The organism is Nostoc sp., from assembly GCF_036918245.1.
Lineage (GTDB): Bacteria > Cyanobacteriota > Cyanobacteriia > Cyanobacteriales > Nostocaceae > Nostoc.
In genome coordinates this window covers 116,006-135,823 of record NZ_JBALEF010000101.1, presented here as the reverse complement: position 1 = coordinate 135,823, position 19,818 = coordinate 116,006, and the positions used below count along the sequence as shown (strand labels likewise).

General features: G+C 41.1%; 21 protein-coding genes. 10 read left to right on the top strand and 11 right to left on the bottom strand.

Annotation, left to right across the window (positions count from 1 at the left end; all coding sequences use genetic code 11):
* Nucleotides 1-579: 579 nt before the first annotated feature.
* Both V7L12_RS29490 and V7L12_RS29485 read left to right on the top strand, forming a co-directional pair.
* Nucleotides 580-2,103: an HlyD family efflux transporter periplasmic adaptor subunit gene (locus V7L12_RS29490; protein WP_335089800.1), complete on the top strand. Its 1,524-nt coding sequence runs from the start codon at nucleotides 580-582 to the stop codon at nucleotides 2,101-2,103.
* A gap of 119 nt (nucleotides 2,104-2,222) precedes the next feature.
* A complete protein-coding gene (locus tag V7L12_RS29485; RefSeq protein ID WP_335089797.1) occupies nucleotides 2,223-2,969 on the top strand; it encodes a peptidylprolyl isomerase in 747 nt (248 codons plus the stop codon).
* A 120-nt stretch (nucleotides 2,970-3,089) separates the two neighbouring features.
* On the opposite strand, the gene V7L12_RS29480 is transcribed toward V7L12_RS29485, so the two are convergent.
* From V7L12_RS29480 to trmB, 8 genes are all read right to left on the bottom strand, one after another.
* Nucleotides 3,090-3,269, bottom strand: coding sequence for a hypothetical protein (locus V7L12_RS29480; RefSeq protein ID WP_335089795.1), 180 nt, complete (start codon nucleotides 3,267-3,269; stop codon nucleotides 3,090-3,092).
* Nucleotides 3,270-3,834: 565 nt separating this feature from the next.
* Complete coding sequence (locus V7L12_RS29475; protein WP_335089793.1) at nucleotides 3,835-5,091, bottom strand: ScyD/ScyE family protein; 1,257 nt, start codon at nucleotides 5,089-5,091, stop codon at nucleotides 3,835-3,837.
* 28 nt (nucleotides 5,092-5,119) lie between these two features.
* Nucleotides 5,120-6,235: a T3SS effector HopA1 family protein gene (locus V7L12_RS29470; protein ID WP_335089792.1), complete on the bottom strand. Its 1,116-nt coding sequence runs from the start codon at nucleotides 6,233-6,235 to the stop codon at nucleotides 5,120-5,122.
* A 26-nt stretch (nucleotides 6,236-6,261) separates the two neighbouring features.
* Nucleotides 6,262-7,419 carry a phosphotransferase family protein gene (locus tag V7L12_RS29465; RefSeq protein ID WP_335089790.1) on the bottom strand — a complete coding sequence of 386 codons (1,158 nt, stop codon included), beginning with the start codon at nucleotides 7,417-7,419 and terminating at the stop codon, nucleotides 6,262-6,264.
* Nucleotides 7,420-7,513: 94 nt separating this feature from the next.
* Nucleotides 7,514-7,726: a hypothetical protein gene (locus V7L12_RS29460; RefSeq protein WP_335089788.1), complete on the bottom strand. Its 213-nt coding sequence runs from the start codon at nucleotides 7,724-7,726 to the stop codon at nucleotides 7,514-7,516.
* A gap of 42 nt (nucleotides 7,727-7,768) precedes the next feature.
* Nucleotides 7,769-8,206, bottom strand: coding sequence for a nitrogen fixation protein (locus V7L12_RS29455; protein WP_335089786.1), 438 nt, complete (start codon nucleotides 8,204-8,206; stop codon nucleotides 7,769-7,771).
* A gap of 132 nt (nucleotides 8,207-8,338) precedes the next feature.
* Nucleotides 8,339-8,590 (bottom strand): hypothetical protein, encoded by a 252-nt coding sequence (locus V7L12_RS29450; RefSeq protein ID WP_335089785.1) that lies wholly within the window; start codon nucleotides 8,588-8,590, stop codon nucleotides 8,339-8,341.
* A gap of 437 nt (nucleotides 8,591-9,027) precedes the next feature.
* Nucleotides 9,028-9,675, bottom strand: coding sequence for a tRNA (guanosine(46)-N7)-methyltransferase TrmB (gene trmB, locus V7L12_RS29445; RefSeq protein ID WP_335089783.1), 648 nt, complete (start codon nucleotides 9,673-9,675; stop codon nucleotides 9,028-9,030).
* Between the two features lie 396 nt (nucleotides 9,676-10,071).
* Between trmB and V7L12_RS29440 the strand changes: the two genes are divergently transcribed.
* The 3 genes from V7L12_RS29440 to V7L12_RS29430 all read left to right on the top strand — a co-directional run bounded on the left by V7L12_RS29440 (nucleotide 10,072) and on the right by V7L12_RS29430 (nucleotide 12,240).
* Nucleotides 10,072-10,800, top strand: a complete 729-nt coding sequence (locus V7L12_RS29440) for a MotA/TolQ/ExbB proton channel family protein (RefSeq protein ID WP_335089781.1) — start codon at nucleotides 10,072-10,074, stop codon at nucleotides 10,798-10,800.
* Between the two features lie 42 nt (nucleotides 10,801-10,842).
* The gene (locus tag V7L12_RS29435; protein ID WP_335089779.1) at nucleotides 10,843-11,535 is read left to right on the top strand and encodes an ExbD/TolR family protein; all 693 of its coding nucleotides are present in this window, start codon (nucleotides 10,843-10,845) and stop codon (nucleotides 11,533-11,535) included.
* Nucleotides 11,536-11,877: 342 nt separating this feature from the next.
* Nucleotides 11,878-12,240, top strand: coding sequence for a phage holin family protein (locus V7L12_RS29430; RefSeq protein ID WP_335089777.1), 363 nt, complete (start codon nucleotides 11,878-11,880; stop codon nucleotides 12,238-12,240).
* 125 nt (nucleotides 12,241-12,365) lie between these two features.
* Here the strand turns inward: V7L12_RS29430 and psb29 are convergent, their stop codons facing one another.
* The gene (psb29, locus tag V7L12_RS29425; protein WP_335089774.1) at nucleotides 12,366-13,073 is read right to left on the bottom strand and encodes a photosystem II biogenesis protein Psp29; all 708 of its coding nucleotides are present in this window, start codon (nucleotides 13,071-13,073) and stop codon (nucleotides 12,366-12,368) included.
* Between the two features lie 209 nt (nucleotides 13,074-13,282).
* Here psb29 and V7L12_RS29420 point away from each other — a divergent pair, with 209 nt between their 5' ends.
* Entirely contained in the window at nucleotides 13,283-13,888 is a 606-nt protein-coding gene (locus V7L12_RS29420; protein ID WP_335089772.1) for a chromophore lyase CpcT/CpeT, read from the top strand.
* Between the two features lie 63 nt (nucleotides 13,889-13,951).
* Here V7L12_RS29420 and V7L12_RS29415 read toward each other — a convergent pair whose 3' ends face one another.
* Nucleotides 13,952-14,320 (bottom strand): STAS domain-containing protein, encoded by a 369-nt coding sequence (locus V7L12_RS29415; protein WP_094351701.1) that lies wholly within the window; start codon nucleotides 14,318-14,320, stop codon nucleotides 13,952-13,954.
* Between the two features lie 274 nt (nucleotides 14,321-14,594).
* Nucleotides 14,595-15,635 (bottom strand): oxygen-dependent coproporphyrinogen oxidase, encoded by a 1,041-nt coding sequence (gene hemF / locus V7L12_RS29410; RefSeq protein ID WP_335089770.1) that lies wholly within the window; start codon nucleotides 15,633-15,635, stop codon nucleotides 14,595-14,597.
* A gap of 449 nt (nucleotides 15,636-16,084) precedes the next feature.
* Here hemF and V7L12_RS29405 point away from each other — a divergent pair, with 449 nt between their 5' ends.
* From V7L12_RS29405 to V7L12_RS29390, 4 genes are all read left to right on the top strand, one after another.
* Nucleotides 16,085-16,609, top strand: a complete 525-nt coding sequence (locus V7L12_RS29405; RefSeq protein WP_322673260.1) for an SRPBCC family protein — start codon at nucleotides 16,085-16,087, stop codon at nucleotides 16,607-16,609.
* 276 nt (nucleotides 16,610-16,885) lie between these two features.
* Nucleotides 16,886-17,956 carry an Mrp/NBP35 family ATP-binding protein gene (locus V7L12_RS29400; protein ID WP_335089768.1) on the top strand — a complete coding sequence of 357 codons (1,071 nt, stop codon included), beginning with the start codon at nucleotides 16,886-16,888 and terminating at the stop codon, nucleotides 17,954-17,956.
* A gap of 160 nt (nucleotides 17,957-18,116) precedes the next feature.
* Nucleotides 18,117-19,430, top strand: coding sequence for a rod shape-determining protein RodA (gene rodA, locus V7L12_RS29395; protein WP_335089766.1), 1,314 nt, complete (start codon nucleotides 18,117-18,119; stop codon nucleotides 19,428-19,430).
* Nucleotides 19,431-19,532: 102 nt separating this feature from the next.
* A complete protein-coding gene (locus V7L12_RS29390; RefSeq protein ID WP_100898602.1) occupies nucleotides 19,533-19,730 on the top strand; it encodes an NAD(P)H dehydrogenase subunit NdhS in 198 nt (65 codons plus the stop codon).
* Nucleotides 19,731-19,818 lie beyond the last annotated feature (88 nt).

Sequence of the window (19,818 nt, the reverse complement as noted above, 5' to 3'; positions counted from 1 at the left end):
GATAAGACTTGATCCCCCCCGAAGTTCTGATGCCTGCGGCGGGCTGCGCCAACGGCGGAAGCCGCCGCTCAGACTTCTCTCCGCCTGTGGCGACCCCTTTAAAAAACAGGTAAATAGGAGACTAAGCCCCCCTTTTTTAAGGCTACGGTGTATACACAAGTCTGAAGTTGTTCAAGAATCTGGGTTTTACCCCACCCTAACCACTGCTTGAATTCAATGAACGATACCTCCAATTCAATAAACGACCACCCGAATTCAATAAATGACCACCCGAATTCAATAAATGACCACCCGAATTTAATAAACGACCATCCGAAATCAATATATTTATTGCATAAATTCTCAAAACCTCACCCCAAACCTGATTTACTAAGGTTTTAGCTTTAGTTTTACCCCACCCTAACCATCACTGCGATTAAGTAGGTAATCTTTGGGATTTAAGAAGAAATTCGACTTGTGTGTACACGGTAGCTTTTTTAAGGGGGGTTGGGGGGGATCTCCGAGAGCCAAACATATTAACCGAACTGTATTGTCCCCACTCCCAAAATCCAAAATCCAAAATTGATATCAGGAAAAATCATGCCAAACACATTAAATGGAAGGGTTGAAACCCAAATCTATCAGGTAGAACAGCACAAGGAAATTTTAAGAGAGCAAACACCAGTTAGATCAACTGATGATTGGGCTGACGCGACCAAGGATTTACTTGATAGCTTGCCCCAGGTTTGGACAAGGGGATTGCTGTATTTTTTGGTGGTGTTTGTGTCGATCATTTTACCTTGGGCGATGCTGTCTAAGGTGGATGAAACGGGTACAGCAACAGGGCGACTGGAGCCAAAGGGAAAGACAGTTAGGCTAGATGCTGCTGTGGCAGGTACTGTTGCCGAAATTCGGGTAAAGGAAGGTGATTCAGTTAAAGTTGGGCAGACTTTGTTGGTGTTGGAATCGGAATTAGTTAAAGCGGAATTGCGGCAGGTACAGGATAAATTGGAGGGACAATTAAATAGATTTTCTCAGTTAAATTCATCTAAAAGTCAGTTAGTTGTATCTTTGACAACTCAACAGCAACAGAATCAATCTCAACAGTTAGAAAAGCAAGCTCAAATTGATCAAGCGCGACAGAATATGAATGCTCTGAGGAATTCTTATGATTTACAAAAAGACGAAAAATTAGCTCAAGTCAATCAGGCACGGCAAACTCTTGAGCATAGTCAAACAGCTAATAAGTTAGTAAATAGTAGTTTAGCGAGTACCGAGCGGGAAGTTGAACGCTATCGTAGTCTTTGGCAGTCAGGGGTTGTTCCAGAAATTAATGTTGTGGACAAGCAAGATATAGCTAAAGACAAGCAACAGTTATACGAACAAAATAAGTCAGATATTCAGCAGGCTAAACTACGTTTGGTAGAACAACAGAGTAGTTATGAGCGGACTATTCGGCAAGCAAATGCAGATATTGAGCAGGCACAATTGCGACTGAAAGAACAGGAAAGAAGTTATCAGACCTTAACTCGTTCCAGTAAGTTAGCTTTGCTAAAAATCGACGAACAACAGAAGGATTTGGAGACAGAAATTACTACGCTTCAGGCAGAAATTGCTCAAAGTAAGAGTCAGATTGTCTCGTTAAAATTTCAGTTAGGACAACGAGAGTTAAGAGCCACCGTGAATGGTAGAGTGTTTCAGTTACCGATACAACGGGCTGGGTCTGTGGTGCAACCTGGAGCAATGATTGCGGAGATTGCACCCCAAGGTTCACCTTTAATAATTCGGGCGCAAATGGCGACAACTGAGAGTGGTTCTTTGCGAAAAGGATTGCCAGTCAAGTTAAAGTTTGATGCTTATCCGTTTCAGGATTATGGCGTGCTGGAAGGAGAATTGTTAGAGATTTCTCCTACTACCATAGAGGTGGATACACCTAATGGGAAGGTAGCAGCTTATGACTTAGAAATTGCCCTAAAAGAAAATTGTATTCCCTCGGCTAATAAGTGTATTACCTTGCATCCTGGGGATACGGCGACAGCTGAGGTAATTGTGCGCCAGCGTCGGATTATTGATTTTCTACTAGATCCGTTTAATAAATTGCAGCAGGGTGGGGTGAAATTGTAAAAGTTTCACTATACCTATGTATTTCTAGACTTCAGCTACTAACCCATTTACTTTGAAGGCAAAGCGCAAAGGTTAGTATGTCACTTTTAAGTCCACTTAACTAATTTAAGAGCAACATCATGTCACAATCTATTAGCATTACCAATGAAGATATTCTTCAGCAAGTCAAGCTATCCTGCAAAATTCCTGAGATAATTGAGCAGATTGTTAACCGCAAAGTGATTACATCTGCTGCTGAAGAAGCTGGCATAAAAGTAGAGACAGAAGAATTACAAAAAGCAGCAGACTTATTCCGCTTAATGAATAAACTTACCAGTGCTGAAGAGACATGGACTTGGCTGGAAAAACATAGTTTGTCTTTAGATGATTTTGAAGAAATTGTTTACAGTGGTGTCGTTTTCGGAAAGTTAAGTCAACATTTGTTTACAGATAAAATCGAACTATACTTCTTAGAACATCAGCTAGACTACGCTGGTGTGGTGATGTATGAGATTGTATTGGATGATGAAGACTTGGCAATAGAACTTTTCTATGCTGTTAAGGAAGGTGAGATGAGTTTCTATGATGTTGCTCATAAATATATCCAGGATACTGGGCTACGCCGAAAAGGGGGATATTTGGGGATAGTACGCCGCCAAGATTTAAAGCCGGAGATTTCTGCTGCTGTCTTTGCTGTTACACCGCCTCAAGTTCTCAAACCAATAGTGACTTCTAAGGGATTACATCTAATTTTTGTGGAGGAGATTATCCAGCCAGAATTGGATAACAAACTGCATCAGCAAATTATCGCTGATTTGTTTGATGAGTGGATTAAACAACAAATTGAGACAGTTAAATTTGTGAAAGATTTTGAGTTATGTAGTTAGACAGATTGATTTACAAGTTGATGTCAAAGGTCAGCTTGACTGCTTGAATTCCCTCTTTTAGTGTCATTAAAAACCCCTCAGCCTAGTTGAGGGGTTTGCTAGCCTAGTTTGTATCTTCCTTTAACCTATTAAAGCTGGAGTTGCAAGTATAATCAGAATAGTAGGAGTAGGCAATGTCCCGCCTTTAATGCTGAGAGCATCGTTTTCTGACAATTCTGTCAACTGATCCAAATAGCTTTCGGAATCAGAAAAAAATTGGCTTCCAGTGACGGATAGATTATCAATTTTGATTGTAGCCATTGGTTTATCTCCTTTGAGATATTCTATTATTGTGTTCAAGCAAGTATTAGGTTATGTTTACCCAATTCCTGTAATTATATGTTTGCATTTAAAAGTTGTTATAACAACTAGATATAGTTGCTTTTTGAGGACACAATTGTTTCAGTATTGCTCTAATAATAGAAATACAAAAAAATCATTGAATAAAGTTCAGGGTTCACTGCGAATTTCAGCTACTTTACAATAGGAAAACTAAACTTATTATTCTAATTATATTTTTGGTGTTAATTTTAGATTTAATATTTTTATTGGTATTGTTAGATTGGGTTTTGGTAAGGATTAGTTTATATATCTGCTAATCCCTAAATTGCATATTTTCATTTAAAAAAGTTTTATAGCAATTAGAGCAAATTATTTTGGAAGGACATAATTATTTCATTTTTGACCTTATTAAACAATACAAAAAATCCCTCAACTTGATTGGGGGATTTGCTGTTAGCCTAAACTGATGCTTCCAAACAATAAGCAATTTGGCACTTCTGTCAAAATAACTAAATTTGTTTGTGTCAAAGGATGTTTATAACAATCACTCAATACAGCTTTTGAGATTACTGCTTGATTTTTGTTTACGTAACAAGCGCGAACCTGTAATGAAAATACCAAAAGCTAACATACTTGCTGTATAACTAGGTTCAGGGACGGAAATACGAATAACCTCACCTTGTCCTGAAAGATAACCTTTGTTTGAAACATAGATGTCTCCGTCAGAACCAAGTGCTAAAGCAGTAGGGAACAATAACCCATCACTGGCGATAGTTTTACGAGTACCATCAGGAGCTACATAGATCAAAGCACCAGAAGGAATAGCATCTGGAGAGTTTAATGAAATAGAGGCAAATTCTAAGACATATAGCCCACCCTGATTATCGAAAGCAAGATCAGCTATTTGTGTGAAACCATCAGCGTAAACTACTGGCTGATTATTGGGGCCAATTTTAAAGATCCGCGCTGCATTATCTGGATTAGGATACCCCGTGTATTCTCCTACATATAAAGCATCATCAGGGCCAGTTGCGATCGCAGTAGGTACTGATTGCATTCCAATAGTTTCACCTGTAGCTGGGTCGGTCACAGCCCGCTCAGGAAACACAGACACCGCCGCCAAATTACTCCCATCAGTTTTAACTTTGAAAAGGTCGTTTGCGGCTGCATCAACTATATAAGCAGTGTCTCCTTTAATCAGGAAAGAATAGGGGTTGCTATCAATGCTATTTTGATCGGGATTATATAAATTTGAACCTGTATTGTCAGGATTGTATAAGCCCTCATAAGCTGCTAGGTCAGCCAGCCTTGTCCACGAAGACCCACCGTTAAGCTGATCAATTTTAATGAGTTGTCCAAAGTCAGGAATTTTCAGAACATTATCGCGTTGCTCTGGAGTTGAACCTAAACCAACAACCACATAAGCCTTGCCAGCTGAATCAAATTGTATATCATGAGGGCCAGTGGCATCAAAACTAACAGGTAATTGTGGAATAGATATTGCTAGAGATGGTAGACCTGTAACCACACGCTCTTGTGTGCCATTCTGAATCCGTGTCACAGCACCAGTCGTGCCATAACACATTGTTAATCCGCTGCCTCCAGGTGCTGGAATGCAGGCTCCTGTACCTCCTGTACCCGCCTCCGTAACGTAGAGAGATCCGTCAGGAGCAAAGGTCAGCCCCCGTGGGCCATCAAGACCACTGGCTATGACACTTAAGCTTGCTGCATATGAAGCTTCTCCAACTCCAAGAGTAATAAATGCTGCTCCTGTAGCAGCTATCAACAACTTTTTCAGCATTTTTTGAGTCTCCTTTGGAATGAAAATTTTAGAAATCTAGCATTGTATAAATATCTTCAGAGTTGGCATTAAGATACGAACGCTGCAATTCGATTCCCAAAGAAGAAAATTGTTCACGGATAGCCTGTATTCGCCCTTCAGTTGAGTTATCTTCTTGATACCAAGCTGTTAACAACCCATTTGCTACAATCTGACAGCGATTCATACCAAAACTTTCTTGAACAGCAAATTTTTGGTCTGGTTCTTCTGCCAACCCCAACCCTAATGCTAGTTGTTTGGTAAATAAAGGAATTTCTGACTTAAAATGCAATTGGTGTTCTTGATAAACAGTTTTTAAAACTTGCTTAACAACTTCATAGTCTCTCTTGTCAAAGTAAAGCACCCCTGAATCGTAGCGTTTGTATTCCTTGGGGTTATACAAAACCTTGAAACTGAAAGGAATTGCTAACTCATTCAGTGCTTGTGTTAAACTCCCCATCACCGCCACAGAACCTTCAGGAGTTACATTGATATAAATTCGTACAGTTACAGGCTGAATTTTCACATCTTCAATACGACTGAAGCCTGCATTGCCAATGGCCATGTAAAAGCCATTTTGTACTCGATTCTTAGGCATCCGAATAGCCACAGAATCACCTACTACAGCCGCTTGTTCAACAGCTTGAAGATGCTTATTCCGTTCAATATGCAGTCTCAAACCGCCTTTAGTCACGGCTAAACTGCCATCACGTTCTTCTCTTAAAACAGACCAACCATCGTCAAAATAGCCCTCTCCAAAATTACTTTCATGCAATCGCTTATAAAACCCCACATCTACCCCTAAAAGAGTATTATTCTCCAAATCTAGGGGCAAACCATTTCCCTCCCCATCTAGTGCCAACGTACTTTGCATAGAACCGTTGTAATAGATACCGTAAAGAAAACTCCGCAATTGCAGACTGAGATATTTCTGTTGCATCTGGGTTGGCATCTTCTGAAAACGTTCAACTGCCTCAGATGGTAATTCCAAAGGTTTGTAATCTGGATGATGGATGGAGAAATCAGATTTTATCTCAATTTTCCGAACAATATCTTGCAGAACATCCAGTAATTGCCCAGTTAAACCAGTCTCTAGCTGAGTTTGAGGAGAACTTAATAATTGCATAACTACTTTAGTAATAACAAAATGATTTAAACAGCAGAACTACTCAGGTGAGTTAATTCAACAGCAGCACCAAAAATTGTTGGCATCGATTGTACAGGACGACTTAATAACGTCTTAGCAACCTGAAGCATAGCAATCCCCATATTGCCAAAAGATTTTTGATATTGAATCATCGCCTGAATCTGTTGAATCAAAGCAAAACCGGTAAATTGCACCACCCGCTGCAAGAAATCAGGGCGGTGTTCTAGAATTTCTGGAAAAGTGTTTAAATAAGCTTGGGTTAATGTAGCAATTGAAGGCTGAAGTAGTTCTAAAGGTGTTATTGCCAAGCGTAGAGACTCTTCAATACTCAAAGAATTACTGATAACCAAGCTACCGAGCCAGATTTGTACATAGCTGCCAAGAAGTGTTCCCAAATCAAAAGCTGGATCTCCCCAAGTCGAGCGTTCCCAATCAATTAGCCGGACAATATTATTACTGGAATCCTGCCAATCTTTGTACAGGAGAATATTATTTAGTTTCAAATCATTGTGTGTGAGACAAGAGGGGGTTACAGCATTACCCAATTGGGCGATCGCCTGCCCCAAGCTATCATAACGTTGATATAGAGCAAAAAACTTTAACCCATCCCCAGGAACTAGACCAAAAATTTCTGGTTCAACCCGTTCCAATCTCCGAACTAAATGTGATACTTGATCAGCCATTAAATTATCTGAATTTTTAGAAAAGAATTCCTGATATTCTTGGCGGTTGTAAGTATCACGATGGATAGTCCCTAAAATATTACCAATTGCCCTAGCGATTTCTGTAGGAAAGCTATTTTCCTTGGTGTAGAAATCCATTAAATCCCGATAATCATCCAAATATCTAAAGACAATAATCGAATTATCGGCATCAAAATGCAGTACCTCTGGTAAAAATGAGCGGTAGTTGTCAAGGTTTGGAAATCTTTGTAAAAACTCTTGAATTCGCCACTCACTTAAAAATTCACCAGCCGCTTTCCCTTCTTGATTGTGTCGTTCTTGTTTAACAAGAAGCTTGCGATCGCCTGGTAAAGTAACTAATAAATTAAAGTTTTTAGCTACAACGGGTTCTACCTTAATTGGTGGTTGTTCTGACTGATTACATAACCCCTGTTCAACTAAATAATCGACAACATTATGAGAGTTTAAGAGAAATGTCATAAGTTTTAAATGTATCAACAAATTTTGATATAGAGAAAACTGTGGTAGTTTAATTAGTACCACAAGCTGTTTATCTTGGATTCTGCAAGGCTAATCAAAACTCGATCACTAAGTCCAAACCCAAGCCGCCGATCACAATTCTTTGCCCACCCATAATGCCTTTCTCGTCATCTTCAGACAATTCTGACAGCGAGTCTTGCTCTAAAGCTTGGTTTCGTCTCGCAGATGCATTCACAACAGCTTCTTCAATCAAGTTCCTAATTTCAATTTGACTTGTAAAATGTTTCTGATGAATGTTTATTGACATGATATACTCCTTGAATTGCTTAAATAAACTTTGTAGCTTCGTTTAACCAACAGTTGGTGTCGCCACTTTAACTAATAATTCAGTGGGATTGTAGTTATCTGTAATAACTTGTGGACAACGCATACAAGCTGCCTTGCCTTCTTGCTCCCACCATCGGCAATCTCGGCGTATGGAACAAGGTGGTAGATCCTCTACTACCGTTGGCAAATTTTCTACAACTCGCATTGCCAGACGACAATCTTTGCCATCAAAATGTTGACAACCCTTAGTTGCACAGGGTGCAGCCGTCCGAAAAATTTCAGTGGGTGTTACTGGACTAGCTTTTGCTATCAGTTCATCTGTGACAGCTTGTGGCTGCTTGAGATAAGCAACGCGGGGTTCTGTGACTGTGCCACCAACGACGCCGAAAACAACACTGTCCTGCCATTCTGGTCTTGCACTAGGGCAAAGTGTAGTCTTTTCAGTAGCGATGTCTTCCATAAATTGAACCTATAGTGAATTGTATTTTTAAGCTGATGGAGATTTACAGCTAGTTTTAGGTCGGACTGCTCTCCATCAACCTAAATAGGCAAATTAAATGTCCAAGAGTTTAATACTGACTATTAACTTAAATCAGATCAACTCTGGTAGGGGAATTGGAGTCAATCCTCCACAAATAATCGGTTCTCTGATAGGAAAAGCACCTGCAACTGCAATGTTTGTTAAACCACCTGTAACCATTGCCATTTCTTCATCAGACAGAGTTAGCAAAGCATCTTCTGAATCCTCAATTGGGTTCCGTCGTGCTATTGCATTGTTAATAGCATTATCAATTAGATTGCTAATGTCCAATTGAATATCTGAATTCTTTTTATTCCTTTCCATCTTGCTTTTCCTCAGAATCTATAACTAGATATAGGCTTAATCAGTAAGTACTATAATTACCTCATCTATCTACATTCTAGATATGAGTAAAATAATTAACTATGTTTTACAAATTTTTACTAGACATAAAGAAAACTTTTATGTCACAAAATAATAAATAGAACCTTTCAATTAAAACTATTTATTTATCAAGTTTATATATCTATCAATCCCTCTAGGTAGGAACAAATTTTTGCACCAATTCTCTAGATAGTATTTCACTAAAATTTTAACCTTTAATAAAACATTTATGTCCCAAAAACTTTTCCAAATGATGGGCAATATCTAACGACAAGATAACAAGTAAGACTTAAGTCTAGATTACTAAATAGTCTTAAGGCTAATCAATAAAACTTGCAATTCGGAATTGTGAGACAGAATTAATATTACTAACATCTCTAGTCAGTACTTTTCACCCTTTTAAACAAAGCTCGATAAACAGCTTCACCTTTTTTTTGTGTGCCTATTTCCCGTTCTGTGGCGACTGGTAGGGGGTTTTCAGCCAACCATTCTTCTGTACCAACTTTCTGAAAAGCTGAATTAGCTGCAAAGCGATCGCGCATTTCTACAGCAACAAATTCCATATCTGATTGCAGAAATACCAATCCTCCAATCGCGACATAATTAGCTAAGTCTGCTACTAGTTCTGGTTGGACTACACGACGTTTAGCGTGGCGGGTTTTAAACCAAGGATCGGGAAATTGAATAGTAACGCGTTGTAAACTTCCTGGAGGCAGGGAAGATAAAAGCGAGTGCAGTGAGTTATTCACATTGCAAAATAAATAGTGCAGGTTTGTTAAACCTAATTCAGAACGTAACTTATTCGCCTCCACCACCAGCAGTTCCCGAATTTCCAAGCCGAGAAAATTCCAGTTAGGTTCTATCTTGGACATATTCAACAAAAACAGCCCCTTAGCACAGCCAATATCTAAATGTAGTGGTTGATTTGGCTTTGCATAAATTTTTTCCAAGTCTTGGGGACTTGCTGGTGTTTGATACTTTTTACCAAGTGGATTAACATGCTGGCGGACTCGGACTGCTGCCAAAATTTGTTCTCCTTTACGTGAAAATATCCTGTGGTGAAACTTTAGGTTATATCAATTCAAAAAATTTTTGCAGACACCCCACCCTCACTGACGCGCACCTTCCCTGAAGCCTTGGGGAGGGTTGGGTGGGGTCTTATCTATGTATTGCATTCTTATTTTCAAATTGGTATTACAAGGAAGTTTAGCAAAAGTATGCCAAAAATTATCGGTTTATCATTCAATTGCTTACCCAGCAGCAAGTTTGTACAGCAGTCTCAGTCAAATACGTCATCCTTGCACTGTTTTTTTAGGTTTTCGAGAAATTTATATTTTGGAAGTCCCTCATTTTGCATTAATCTCTAGAATTAAAATGCCTTAACACATTTGCTTTAGTCGTGGAGGGAGGAAACTTAAACAGTGGATATTTTAGATTTGTTTTATAAGGGTGGGCCAGCGATGTGGCCTTTGCTAATTCTGTCGATTCTGGCTTTGAGTGTGATTTTCGAGCGTTTGTGGTTCTGGCTGCGAATTTTGACTCAAGAAAAGCAAATAGTCGATCGCATCCTGGATGCTGCCCAGGATAATTGGGAAGTAGCTGCGGACATCGCAAGACAAGCAAGCCATCAGCCTGTCGGGCGTTTTCTCTACGCCCCTCTACGTTTTGCCAAAAGTGATGCGGAAACCTTTCGACTAGCACTGGAGGCTACGGCAGAAGACGAATTAGCTGGGATGCGAAGGGGTGAAAAACTTTTAGAAGCCGTAATTGCCCTAGCGCCGTTGCTAGGATTGTTGGGCACGGTTTTGGGTTTAATACACTCTCTGCGCTCAATTCGGCTTGGCGATTTAGGAACTGAATCTACTGCTGGGGTGACTACTGGTATTGGTGAATCCTTAATTAGTACAGCAAGTGGGCTAATAGTTGCCATTATTAGTTTGGTATTTTACCGCCTATTTCAAAGTTTTGTAGTCAATCAAGTCAAAGTTTTTCGGAAGGCAGGGAATGAGATGGAATTGCTCTATCGCCAGTCTCCTCCTGACTTTAGCAATAGGACATCAGCAATTGTGCCAGAAAACTTCACTCCACCCCGCAAGCCAGGAAAGATTAGAGTTTCTGAACCTCCCGAACCCCCAAATACACCTAATTAATAATCAATAATTCAACCCCTGAACCAGGCTTGAGAATGAGACATGAAAGTTAATCTACATACTCCAATTGAAGAAGTCCAAATTCAAATCATCCCTTTAATTGATGTCGTTTTTTGTATCCTGACATTTTTTTTATTAGCAGCTTTACAATTTACACGGCAACAGGCAATAAATGTTGATTTGCCTAAAGCCAGCCCCAGTACAGTCTCTGGAATCAGATCACAGGGTGGAAGTCTGATTGTAACTATCGATGCCGTTGGCAACACTTACATAGAAAAACAGCCTGTAAAACAGGAAGATTTGAAACAGAGTTTAAAACAGTATCTGCAAGCAAACCCCAGTGCCGTTGTCGTGCTGAATGCTTCGCGCACCGCAACTTACAATGATGTGATTGAGACATTAGACTTGCTACGACAAGTCGGGGGCGATCGCGTTTCTTTGGGAATTATTCCTGGCCCATCTCAACCATCCATAAACTCACCTAACCTGCCTACTGTCCCCTCTTTCCCAATCAATCCTGGTGCTGCACCAGTTCCAGGCATCAATCCCGAAGGGAATATTACCCCAAAATTCCCCTTAGTACCTAATTCTGTACCCTTTCCTAGCATCACTCAGCCTCCAACTGGGCAACGCATCAGTCCTATTAATCCTGGTATTTCTCCCGTGGTTCCTAACTCACCAGCGCCTCAAGCACCTGTAGCACCCAAACAAACCCAACCTCCTCTTAAAAGATGAGATAGGGGAATGAGGAATTGGGGATGGGCATTGGGCATGGGTTATTCTCCTTGTCTCCCACTGATTACTCCCCATTCCCCCTTCAAGCCTTTTCCGAAACCTAAAGATATCTATAACAAATCTTGGCTAGATAAAAAAAAACTGCTAATTTACAAATAATTGGTTGAGCTTTAAAGATTTTTCCACCTATAGACTGAGCAATTCATAACCAATTACCATCCACATTTCATACCAAATTGGGGAAGGATGTCCAAATAGGTTAACAGACTGAAAAGCGCTTATATCAAGCGTCTTTCAGTGTGTCCTAATTACAAATTACTAATTAGTATCAGGGGTTGTGGCATGAATATCGTGACGCTTTTAATTGTTTGGATCGTAACAGCTATCAGCTTGTTGCTAATTAGTAAGTTGCCTTTGGGAGTTGAAATTGATACTCCTGGTAAAGCGTTTCTTTCTGCCGCAGTGCTTGGTATCGTGACGGCAATAGTCAGACCGATTTTAAGTCTCATTTTTGCAGTACCAAATCTACTCACATTGGACTTATTATCCGGAATTTTCACATTTATGATTGCCGTGGTTTGTTTTAGTATTGCTGCTTGGTTAGTAGAGGGCTTTCGCTTGCGTTATGGGATTTGGAGTGCTGTTATTGGGGCATTTACGCTAACTATAATTAACAGCTTAATCTACAAAATATTGGGCGTCTAAAGCTAAGAGTTAGGAGTGATGAGTTATTAGTGACTCTGAACTCTGGCAATTTTAGATTTATAATTTTGGATTGAAGTAAAAATCTAAAATCTAAAATTGAATAACTCCCATCTCCTAACTCTTAACTATTCGTTGGAACTTGGGGGAGCAACTGGGGTAGTTGATTGTTGTTTACGTTGCTCGCGTTTTTTGCGATCGGCTGAGAGTATATCTGCCATCACCACTAGCGCTTGCGCCATTTTGTCTAGGTTAGAACGGTATAACTCCAAATCTTTATTGAGTTTGTCATTGGAGAGGTGCAAGCCAGCAGCGATCGCTTTCAGCGCCTCAGTGAGTTGCTTTTCGTCTTTGACTAATTCGGGATCTGACTGTTCTAATAACGAAAATACACCAATTGCGAACAGACGGTTGTATTTAAAGTTAGGATTGTTGGCGATCGCTTGTAGGTTTGCTTGCAAGTCAGCATCTCTATCTAAGTAACTAGTTTGGCCTAGCCATGCAATTAAATCTTTAACTGGCAAACCTTTAGCTACAGCTTGCAATCTCTGGGCATCCTGTCGATAGCGTTGCGGATCTTGTTCTATAGCCTGACATAAGGCGTTAAAAATTGATTCTTGATCTCGTTCTGGTTGATAGCCTTCCATAAAGCGATCAAAAGTAGTGACGACACCCAAGGCATAAATTGAATTGTAGCTAAAATCGATATTTACTGACAGCAGATGCATTTCCACCATCAATTCTTCTACTACCCGACGATAAATAGTGTTTATCGGACGGGTGTGAAGATTGTAGAAAGTTCGCTTTGTATCAGAGACTGTACGGACGTTATTCACAAAGAAAAAAGAAATGTTAAGGGCGACGTATCTTTATTTTCTCGCTTAAAGGCTACTTTGCCAAGTTGAGCTTTTAGCAGGTTACGGTTTCATTTACAATATATACACATTAGAAGTATTTTATAAGCTGGTAACTACAGCAAATAAGACCTTTTCTACTCAAAAACTAGCCAAAAATTATTATCCTTAATGATTTATTTATTGTAATTATGAACTTGTCGCCACAGTTAATTGCTTTAGGTGAGTACCTAGCTGGTGAATTTGATAATCGGGAACAAGCCATAGCAGAACCAGTTTGGTATGTCCACCTGTGCCTGTGGCAAAGACCAGTTAATCTGTTCACAGAAGATAGCATCACCTTATTTGCCGAACAGGCTAACGTTATTACCCTAGATCAACCTTACCGCCAGCGAATTATCCGGTTGCGTCAAAGCAGCGACTCTGACGCAACTGTGGAAGTACAATATTATATGCCTCAAGATCCAGGTGCATTAAAAGGTGCAGGTGATAACCCTGCTCTACTAAACACACTGAGATATGAACAGTTAGATTTAATACCAGGTTGTATCCTAACAGTTACTCAGGAGAAACTAGCTGGCGATCGCTATAAGTTTACCGCTACCCCACTACCAGAGACTCGTTGTAGCTTTACTTATCTTGGCAATAGCATCTATGTTTCTTTAGGTTTTGCAGCTACAGCGACAGAATTTCACAGCTACGACAAAGGAATTGATCCCGCAACTGGAAAAGCAACCTGGGGGGCGATTATGGGGCCTTATCGCTACACCAAGCGAAATCAGTATTCAATAAGATAAAGTTATGAGTTATGAGCTATTGAGTTATGAATTAACTCTTCACTCTTAACTTCTAACTCTTTTTTAGCTAGCAATGCTACGAGGTACACCTTCTAAAGCTTCCTCTTCTGTTTCAAAGATTTCAAAAACAGTATCCATCATCGTCACTTCAAACACGAGTTTGGCTTCTGGATGTACATTACAGATGCGGAAACTGCCCTTGACTTTATCAGCATCACGCATTCCAGCTACCAAAGATGTAAGACCAGAACTATCAATAAAATTTACCTGAGCCAGATTTACAACTACATGGCGACTGAGTTTGGAAATACACTCTTGTAACTTCAGGCGAAATTGCCAAGCAGTGGTGATATCCAGACGGCCTGATGGTGTCAAGACGATAACAGTGTTTCCGTCTTGGGTTGTATAGGTTTTTTGGTCTATATGAATCACTAAAGCCCTCCCCGTGGCATTCCTTTTAAGATTAATCAGTGACAGAATTTTCTAATGCTGTCACTTGAGATTAACAAGCTATAGCTAAATTTGTCACCTTTTTCGGCTAAGTGCTTAACTTTAGTAGTTTAACTCACCAAAATAGTAAGGAGTGGGGAGATGAGGTAAATGAGGGAGTAAGGAAAGATCGCTTTCTTATAACTCCTGACTCCTAACTCAGCACGGGCTGAACGCCCCGCTACCGCTAACACCACTCCTAACTCAGCACTCACCACTATTTTGGTGTCCAGTTGATCCAATCTTGAGGTTTAAGGAAGGTTTCATACAACTCGGCTTCGGGGGAATTGGGTTCCGGTTGATAGCCGTATTCCCAGCGTACTAAAGGTGGTAGGGACATGAGAATTGATTCTGTGCGTCCGTTGGTTTGCAAGCCAAAAATGGTGCCTCGGTCATAAACCAAGTTAAATTCTACATACCGTCCCCGGCGGTAGAGTTGAAAATTCCGTTGGCGATCGCCATACTCGATCCCATGTCGCCGTTCTACAATCGGTACGTAAGCTGGTAAAAATGCTCTGCCACAGCCTTGTACAAAGCCAAACAAATCTTCCCAATTGCGGGTTGCTGGTGTTCCCACCTGATTGCTATAAATAGCCGCCTCCCCATTCGGATTTGGCCCGCGATATAAAGCACCCTGACCATCTTGGTAATCAAAAAATAGACCACCTACACCCCTTGTCTCATCACGATGCTTGAGGTAGAAATATTCATCACACCACTGCTTAAACACTGGATAATACTCTGGGTGGTGTTGGTCGCAAGCCTGTTTTAATGTTTTGTGTAAATGTGCCGCATCTTCAGCAAAGGGGTAATAAGGTGTCAAGTCAATACCACCACCAAACCACCACACTGGCCCCGCTTCAAAGTAGCGATAATTGAGATGAACCGTGGGCACATAAGGATTGCGAGGGTGTAATACCATTGAAGTGCCTGTGGCATAAAAGCCATGCCCTGCTGCTTCTGGGCGTTGGGTTAAAATTGAGGGTGGCAAATGGGAACCCTGAACTTCAGAAAAGTTTACACCTGCTTGTTCAAATATTGCACCATCTCGCAGCACGCGCGATCGCCCTCCACCTCCTTCTGGGCGTTCCCAACTATCTTCATTAAACTTAGCCACACCATCTAGTTTTGCCAATGATTCGGTAATTTCGTCTTGCAGTTGTTTCATAAACTGACTGACCCTAGTCTGAGCGTCAGCTGCTGGCAAAGACTTGGATGATTCTGCTGCTAGAGTTGGTATTTGCGAGTTGGTCAACATAGATTCCCGAACCTAAATTACAATTTCCAGAAAGCCACAAATTTTTCATTTTAAAATTTGGGGAAACATGCGCCAACAATCTAGCTCTATTTGCCCAACCCGCTTTTTTCTTACTGGGTTAAGCATTTATACGATTGATGGGCATCACTAGAGTTATTTTCCCTCAAATGCGTATAGGCTTGTATATTGAATTAGTTTTTTTTGAAATTCTTAATTGGAATATTCTGGTATAAAGACTAAATTTTAGTCTTAAGCTTGAGGTATTAAGGATTTGACTGGTCTACTCAGAACTTTTTTGCCATATTGCTGATGTTGGCTGTTAGGGTCTGTACCGAATCGAGGCTTGCTATGTTTAGGTCCTTTTTGAGAAAGTTTTAATTTAGCAGTTGATTGTAGTTGCATACCATACCAGAGTTACCAGAAAATATCTAGGGAGGAGGATTAGGAAAATGCAAGGTTGGTTATCCAAATTCATCCACCGTAAACGTCGTCGGTTTTGCGCTTCTCTGGTGTGGACATATCGAGAGATTAGTTCTGCTTCTGTAGATGAACTGTGGCAAAAAGTGGTTGACTTAACAGATGTTTCCTGGCATCCACAACTTAAGAGTACTAATGTCCCCCACGGATTAGTACCCAAACCAGGATTAATTTTTCAAGCTGTAACACGCTTTTCGCCGATTCCCATCAGAATTTTTGTGGAACGCGTCAATCCCAGAGAGATGCTGAGTATCCGAGTGATGGCGATTCCTGGAATAGAGGAACGGGTAACTTACCAAGTAGAGTCAACAGTTTGTGGTACTTGTTTATCTTATTCTGTAACCCTACGGGGTTGGTTATCGCCCCTGATTTGGTCTTTATCCCGTCCTTATGCAGACCGCGTTGCACGATCTTTAGTCGAGGCAGTAGAAAAGACGGCATTACCAGCGGTATCTGGTAATAAAAAATCCCTTAATGACAGTTGTTTTGATTTTTAGATACTGAGGATTGGGGAAGAAGCAAGGGAGTAGGAAGCAGGGAGCAAGGGAGAAGAGTTTTCCCTCAGCAAGAGCAGCACCCTGCCCCTCTGCTTCTTTTCAATGCCCAATCCTCAAAGAAAGTTAAGATTCTATTAGGTAATAATGCAATTTGCTAAGTTTTATCACGGCAGTGACAGTGATAACACTAAGCTGACCGTTAGTTAAGAAGGCATCCAGTTAATAGCTAAGATGTTCCCCACAAGTGTATTTATTCATTTTGAATTTTGAATTTTTATGTACGATGTCCTCGATTCCCGCTCTGTCTTAGAAGTTTTGCGACCAGTAGAAGACCCAGAACTCCGTAAAAGTCTGGTAGAACTGAATATGATTCGCAAGGTAAAAATTGACGGTGGTAAGGTTAGTTTCACTTTAGTGTTAACCACTCCTGCCTGTCCTTTACGTGAATTTATTGTCGAAGACTGTCAGAAAGCTGTCAAAAAACTCCCAGGCGTTACAGATGTCAGCATAGAAGTGACGGCAGAAACTCCGCAACAAAAAAGTTTACCCGACCGCACTGGCATTTCTGGAGTCAAAAATATCATTGCTGTTTCCAGCGGCAAAGGTGGCGTTGGTAAAAGTACGGTGGCAGTGAATGTAGCAGTGGCTCTAGCCCAAACTGGGGCGAAAGTCGGCTTGCTAGATGCTGATATTTATGGCCCCAATGACCCCACCATGCTGGGTTTGTCTGATGCTCAAATTACTGTGCGTTCTACTGAAACAGGTGACATCCTGGAACCGGCTTTTAATCACGGCGTCAAATTAGTTTCAATGGGCTTTTTGATTGACCGAGATCAACCAGTAATTTGGCGGGGGCCTATGCTCAATGGTGTAATTCGCCAGTTTCTCTATCAAGTTGAATGGGGAGAACTGGATTATCTGATTGTAGATATGCCACCGGGAACCGGAGATGCTCAGTTAACTTTAACCCAAGCAGTGCCGATGGCAGGGGCAGTAATTGTCACCACGCCGCAAAACGTAGCTCTGTTAGATTCTCGCAAGGGATTGCGGATGTTCCAGCAGATGAATGTTCCGGTATTGGGGATCGTGGAAAATATGAGCTATTTTATCCCCCCCGATCAACCAGATAAGCAATATGACATCTTTGGTTCCGGTGGTGGCTCCAAAACAGCTGCTGAATTGGGAGTGCCACTGTTGGGGTGTGTACCGCTAGAGATTTCCACGCGAGTTGGTGGTGACAGCGGTGTGCCAATAGTCGTTGGCGATCCAGATTCAGCTTCAGCAAAAGCATTAACAGCGATAGCTCTTACCATTGCTGGTAAAGTATCAGTTGCTGCCCTGACATAATTATAAATTTTAATTTCTATCTACTTCCTGGCCTATAGCTTGGGAATACTAGGGACTGGGTGTTAGGGATTAGGGAAGTTGGGGAAGAATAACTATTGATTATTGACTAATTCCCAATTCCCAATTCCCAACAATTAAAGCTAAAGTCTAAACTGGCACAATGTTGTTAAAACGATCGCTCCCCAAAATTCGCTGGAAGTCTTGGGTTAAGCCCTGGCAGCATGTAGATTGGCTACTTTTTTGTTTGCCGATTGCTGTCAGTATCTTTGGCGGCCTGATGATTCTCAGTACGGAACTGAAGCAGCCAGTGACTGACTGGTGGTGGCACTGGATGGTAGCGGGTATCGGCGTGCTTATAGCCCTGTTTTTATCTCGCATCCGTTACGAACTGTTGATGCAGTGGCACTGGGTAACATACACGCTAACGAACTTCAGTTTAATCGCCGTGATGATTGCTGGTACTAGTGCCAAAGGGGCACAGCGGTGGATTAGTATCGCCGGCTTTAACGTGCAACCCTCAGAATTTGCCAAAATCGGCATGATCGTCACCTTAGCAGCTTTGCTACACAGGCGCACTGCTTCTAGCCTCGAAGGTATTTTCCGCGTTCTAGCAATCACCGCTATACCTTGGGGATTGGTATTTTTACAGCCAGATTTAGCAACATCACTAGTATTTGGTGCGATCGTCTTAGGAATGCTTTACTGGGCAAATGCTAACCCAGGCTGGTTAATTCTGATGATTTCTCCGGTGGTTGCCGCCATTTTGTTTAGTATATCTTGGCCTTTAACAGAGCCGATAGTTTTATTTAAAGAACTATCTTTTGGTCCATTAGGACTAATTTGGTCAGTTGCAATGGCTATTGTGGGCTGGCAAACTCTTCCCTGGCGTCGATTTGGTTTAGGTGCTATCGGTGCGTGGACTCTTAATATACTGGGTGGTGAATTAGGAGTCTTCGCCTGGAACCATGTTTTGAAAGAGTATCAAAAAGACCGACTAACTGTATTCATGAATCCCGATCACGATCCACTCGGTGCTGGATATCACTTAATCCAATCTCGCATTGCTATTGGTGCTGGTGAAATTTGGGGATGGGGTCTGTTCAAGGGGCCAATGACGCAACTGAATTTCGTACCGGAACAGCATACAGACTTTATTTTCTCCGCAGTGGGGGAAGAATTTGGTTTTGTCGGTTGTTTGGTAGTGCTGTTTGTCTTCTGCTTAATTTGCTTCCGTCTATTGCATATTGCCCAAACCGCCAAAGATAACTTTGGTTCCTTGTTGGCTATTGGCGTTTTGTCGATGATTGTGTTTCAGGTGATTGTGAACGTTGGCATGACTGTAGGTTTAGCGCCTGTGGCAGGAATTCCCCTACCTTGGATGAGTTATGGGCGTTCTGCGATGCTGACCAACTTCATTTCCTTGGGAATAGTAGAATCGGTAGCAAATTTCCGGCAAAGACAGAAGTATTATTGATTCGTCATTTGTCATTGGTCATTAGTCATTTGCACTTCTCTAAAGACAAATGACTAATGACAAGTATTAAGCTATTAAAAGGAAACAAGCGAGGCTAAAAACATGATTCTGCCTGGAGCAACTGTTCGCGTCAAAAATCCCGCAGATACCTATTATCGCTACGAAGGACTCGTGCAACGACTTACTGATGGCAAAGTAGCCGTGTTATTTGAAGGTGGTAACTGGGATAAATTAGTTACCTTTCGCCTGAGCGAATTGGAACTCGTAGAGACCACTGCCGGACGTAAAAAAGCCAAATAATATTAGTCATTAGTCATTTGTTCTTTGTCATTTGGCAAAAACTAATGACTAATGACCCTTCGGGTTCGCCAGTTGCTCATGGGGGAAA

Bases quoted from the DNA above. Each gene is read 5' to 3' on its own strand.
- V7L12_RS29390 (WP_100898602.1), top strand. From the start codon at position 19,533: ATGATTCTGCCTGGAGCAACTGTTCGCGTCAAAAATCCCGCAGATACC.
- V7L12_RS29400 (WP_335089768.1), top strand. From the start codon at position 16,886: ATGTACGATGTCCTCGATTCCCGCTCTGTCTTAGAAGTTTTGCGACCA.
- V7L12_RS29465 (WP_335089790.1), bottom strand. From the start codon at position 7,419: ATGACATTTCTCTTAAACTCTCATAATGTTGTCGATTATTTAGTTGAA.
- V7L12_RS29435 (WP_335089779.1), top strand. From the start codon at position 10,843: ATGAAAGTTAATCTACATACTCCAATTGAAGAAGTCCAAATTCAAATC.
- V7L12_RS29475 (WP_335089793.1), bottom strand. From the start codon at position 5,091: ATGCTGAAAAAGTTGTTGATAGCTGCTACAGGAGCAGCATTTATTACT.
- V7L12_RS29450 (WP_335089785.1), bottom strand. From the start codon at position 8,590: ATGGAAAGGAATAAAAAGAATTCAGATATTCAATTGGACATTAGCAAT.
- V7L12_RS29430 (WP_335089777.1), top strand. From the start codon at position 11,878: ATGAATATCGTGACGCTTTTAATTGTTTGGATCGTAACAGCTATCAGC.
- V7L12_RS29455 (WP_335089786.1), bottom strand. From the start codon at position 8,206: ATGGAAGACATCGCTACTGAAAAGACTACACTTTGCCCTAGTGCAAGA.
- rodA (WP_335089766.1), top strand. From the start codon at position 18,117: ATGTTGTTAAAACGATCGCTCCCCAAAATTCGCTGGAAGTCTTGGGTT.
- hemF (WP_335089770.1), bottom strand. From the start codon at position 15,635: ATGTTGACCAACTCGCAAATACCAACTCTAGCAGCAGAATCATCCAAG.
- V7L12_RS29470 (WP_335089792.1), bottom strand. From the start codon at position 6,235: ATGCAATTATTAAGTTCTCCTCAAACTCAGCTAGAGACTGGTTTAACT.
- V7L12_RS29460 (WP_335089788.1), bottom strand. From the start codon at position 7,726: ATGTCAATAAACATTCATCAGAAACATTTTACAAGTCAAATTGAAATT.
- V7L12_RS29490 (WP_335089800.1), top strand. From the start codon at position 580: ATGCCAAACACATTAAATGGAAGGGTTGAAACCCAAATCTATCAGGTA.
- V7L12_RS29480 (WP_335089795.1), bottom strand. From the start codon at position 3,269: ATGGCTACAATCAAAATTGATAATCTATCCGTCACTGGAAGCCAATTT.
- V7L12_RS29485 (WP_335089797.1), top strand. From the start codon at position 2,223: ATGTCACAATCTATTAGCATTACCAATGAAGATATTCTTCAGCAAGTC.
- V7L12_RS29405 (WP_322673260.1), top strand. From the start codon at position 16,085: ATGCAAGGTTGGTTATCCAAATTCATCCACCGTAAACGTCGTCGGTTT.
- V7L12_RS29420 (WP_335089772.1), top strand. From the start codon at position 13,283: ATGAACTTGTCGCCACAGTTAATTGCTTTAGGTGAGTACCTAGCTGGT.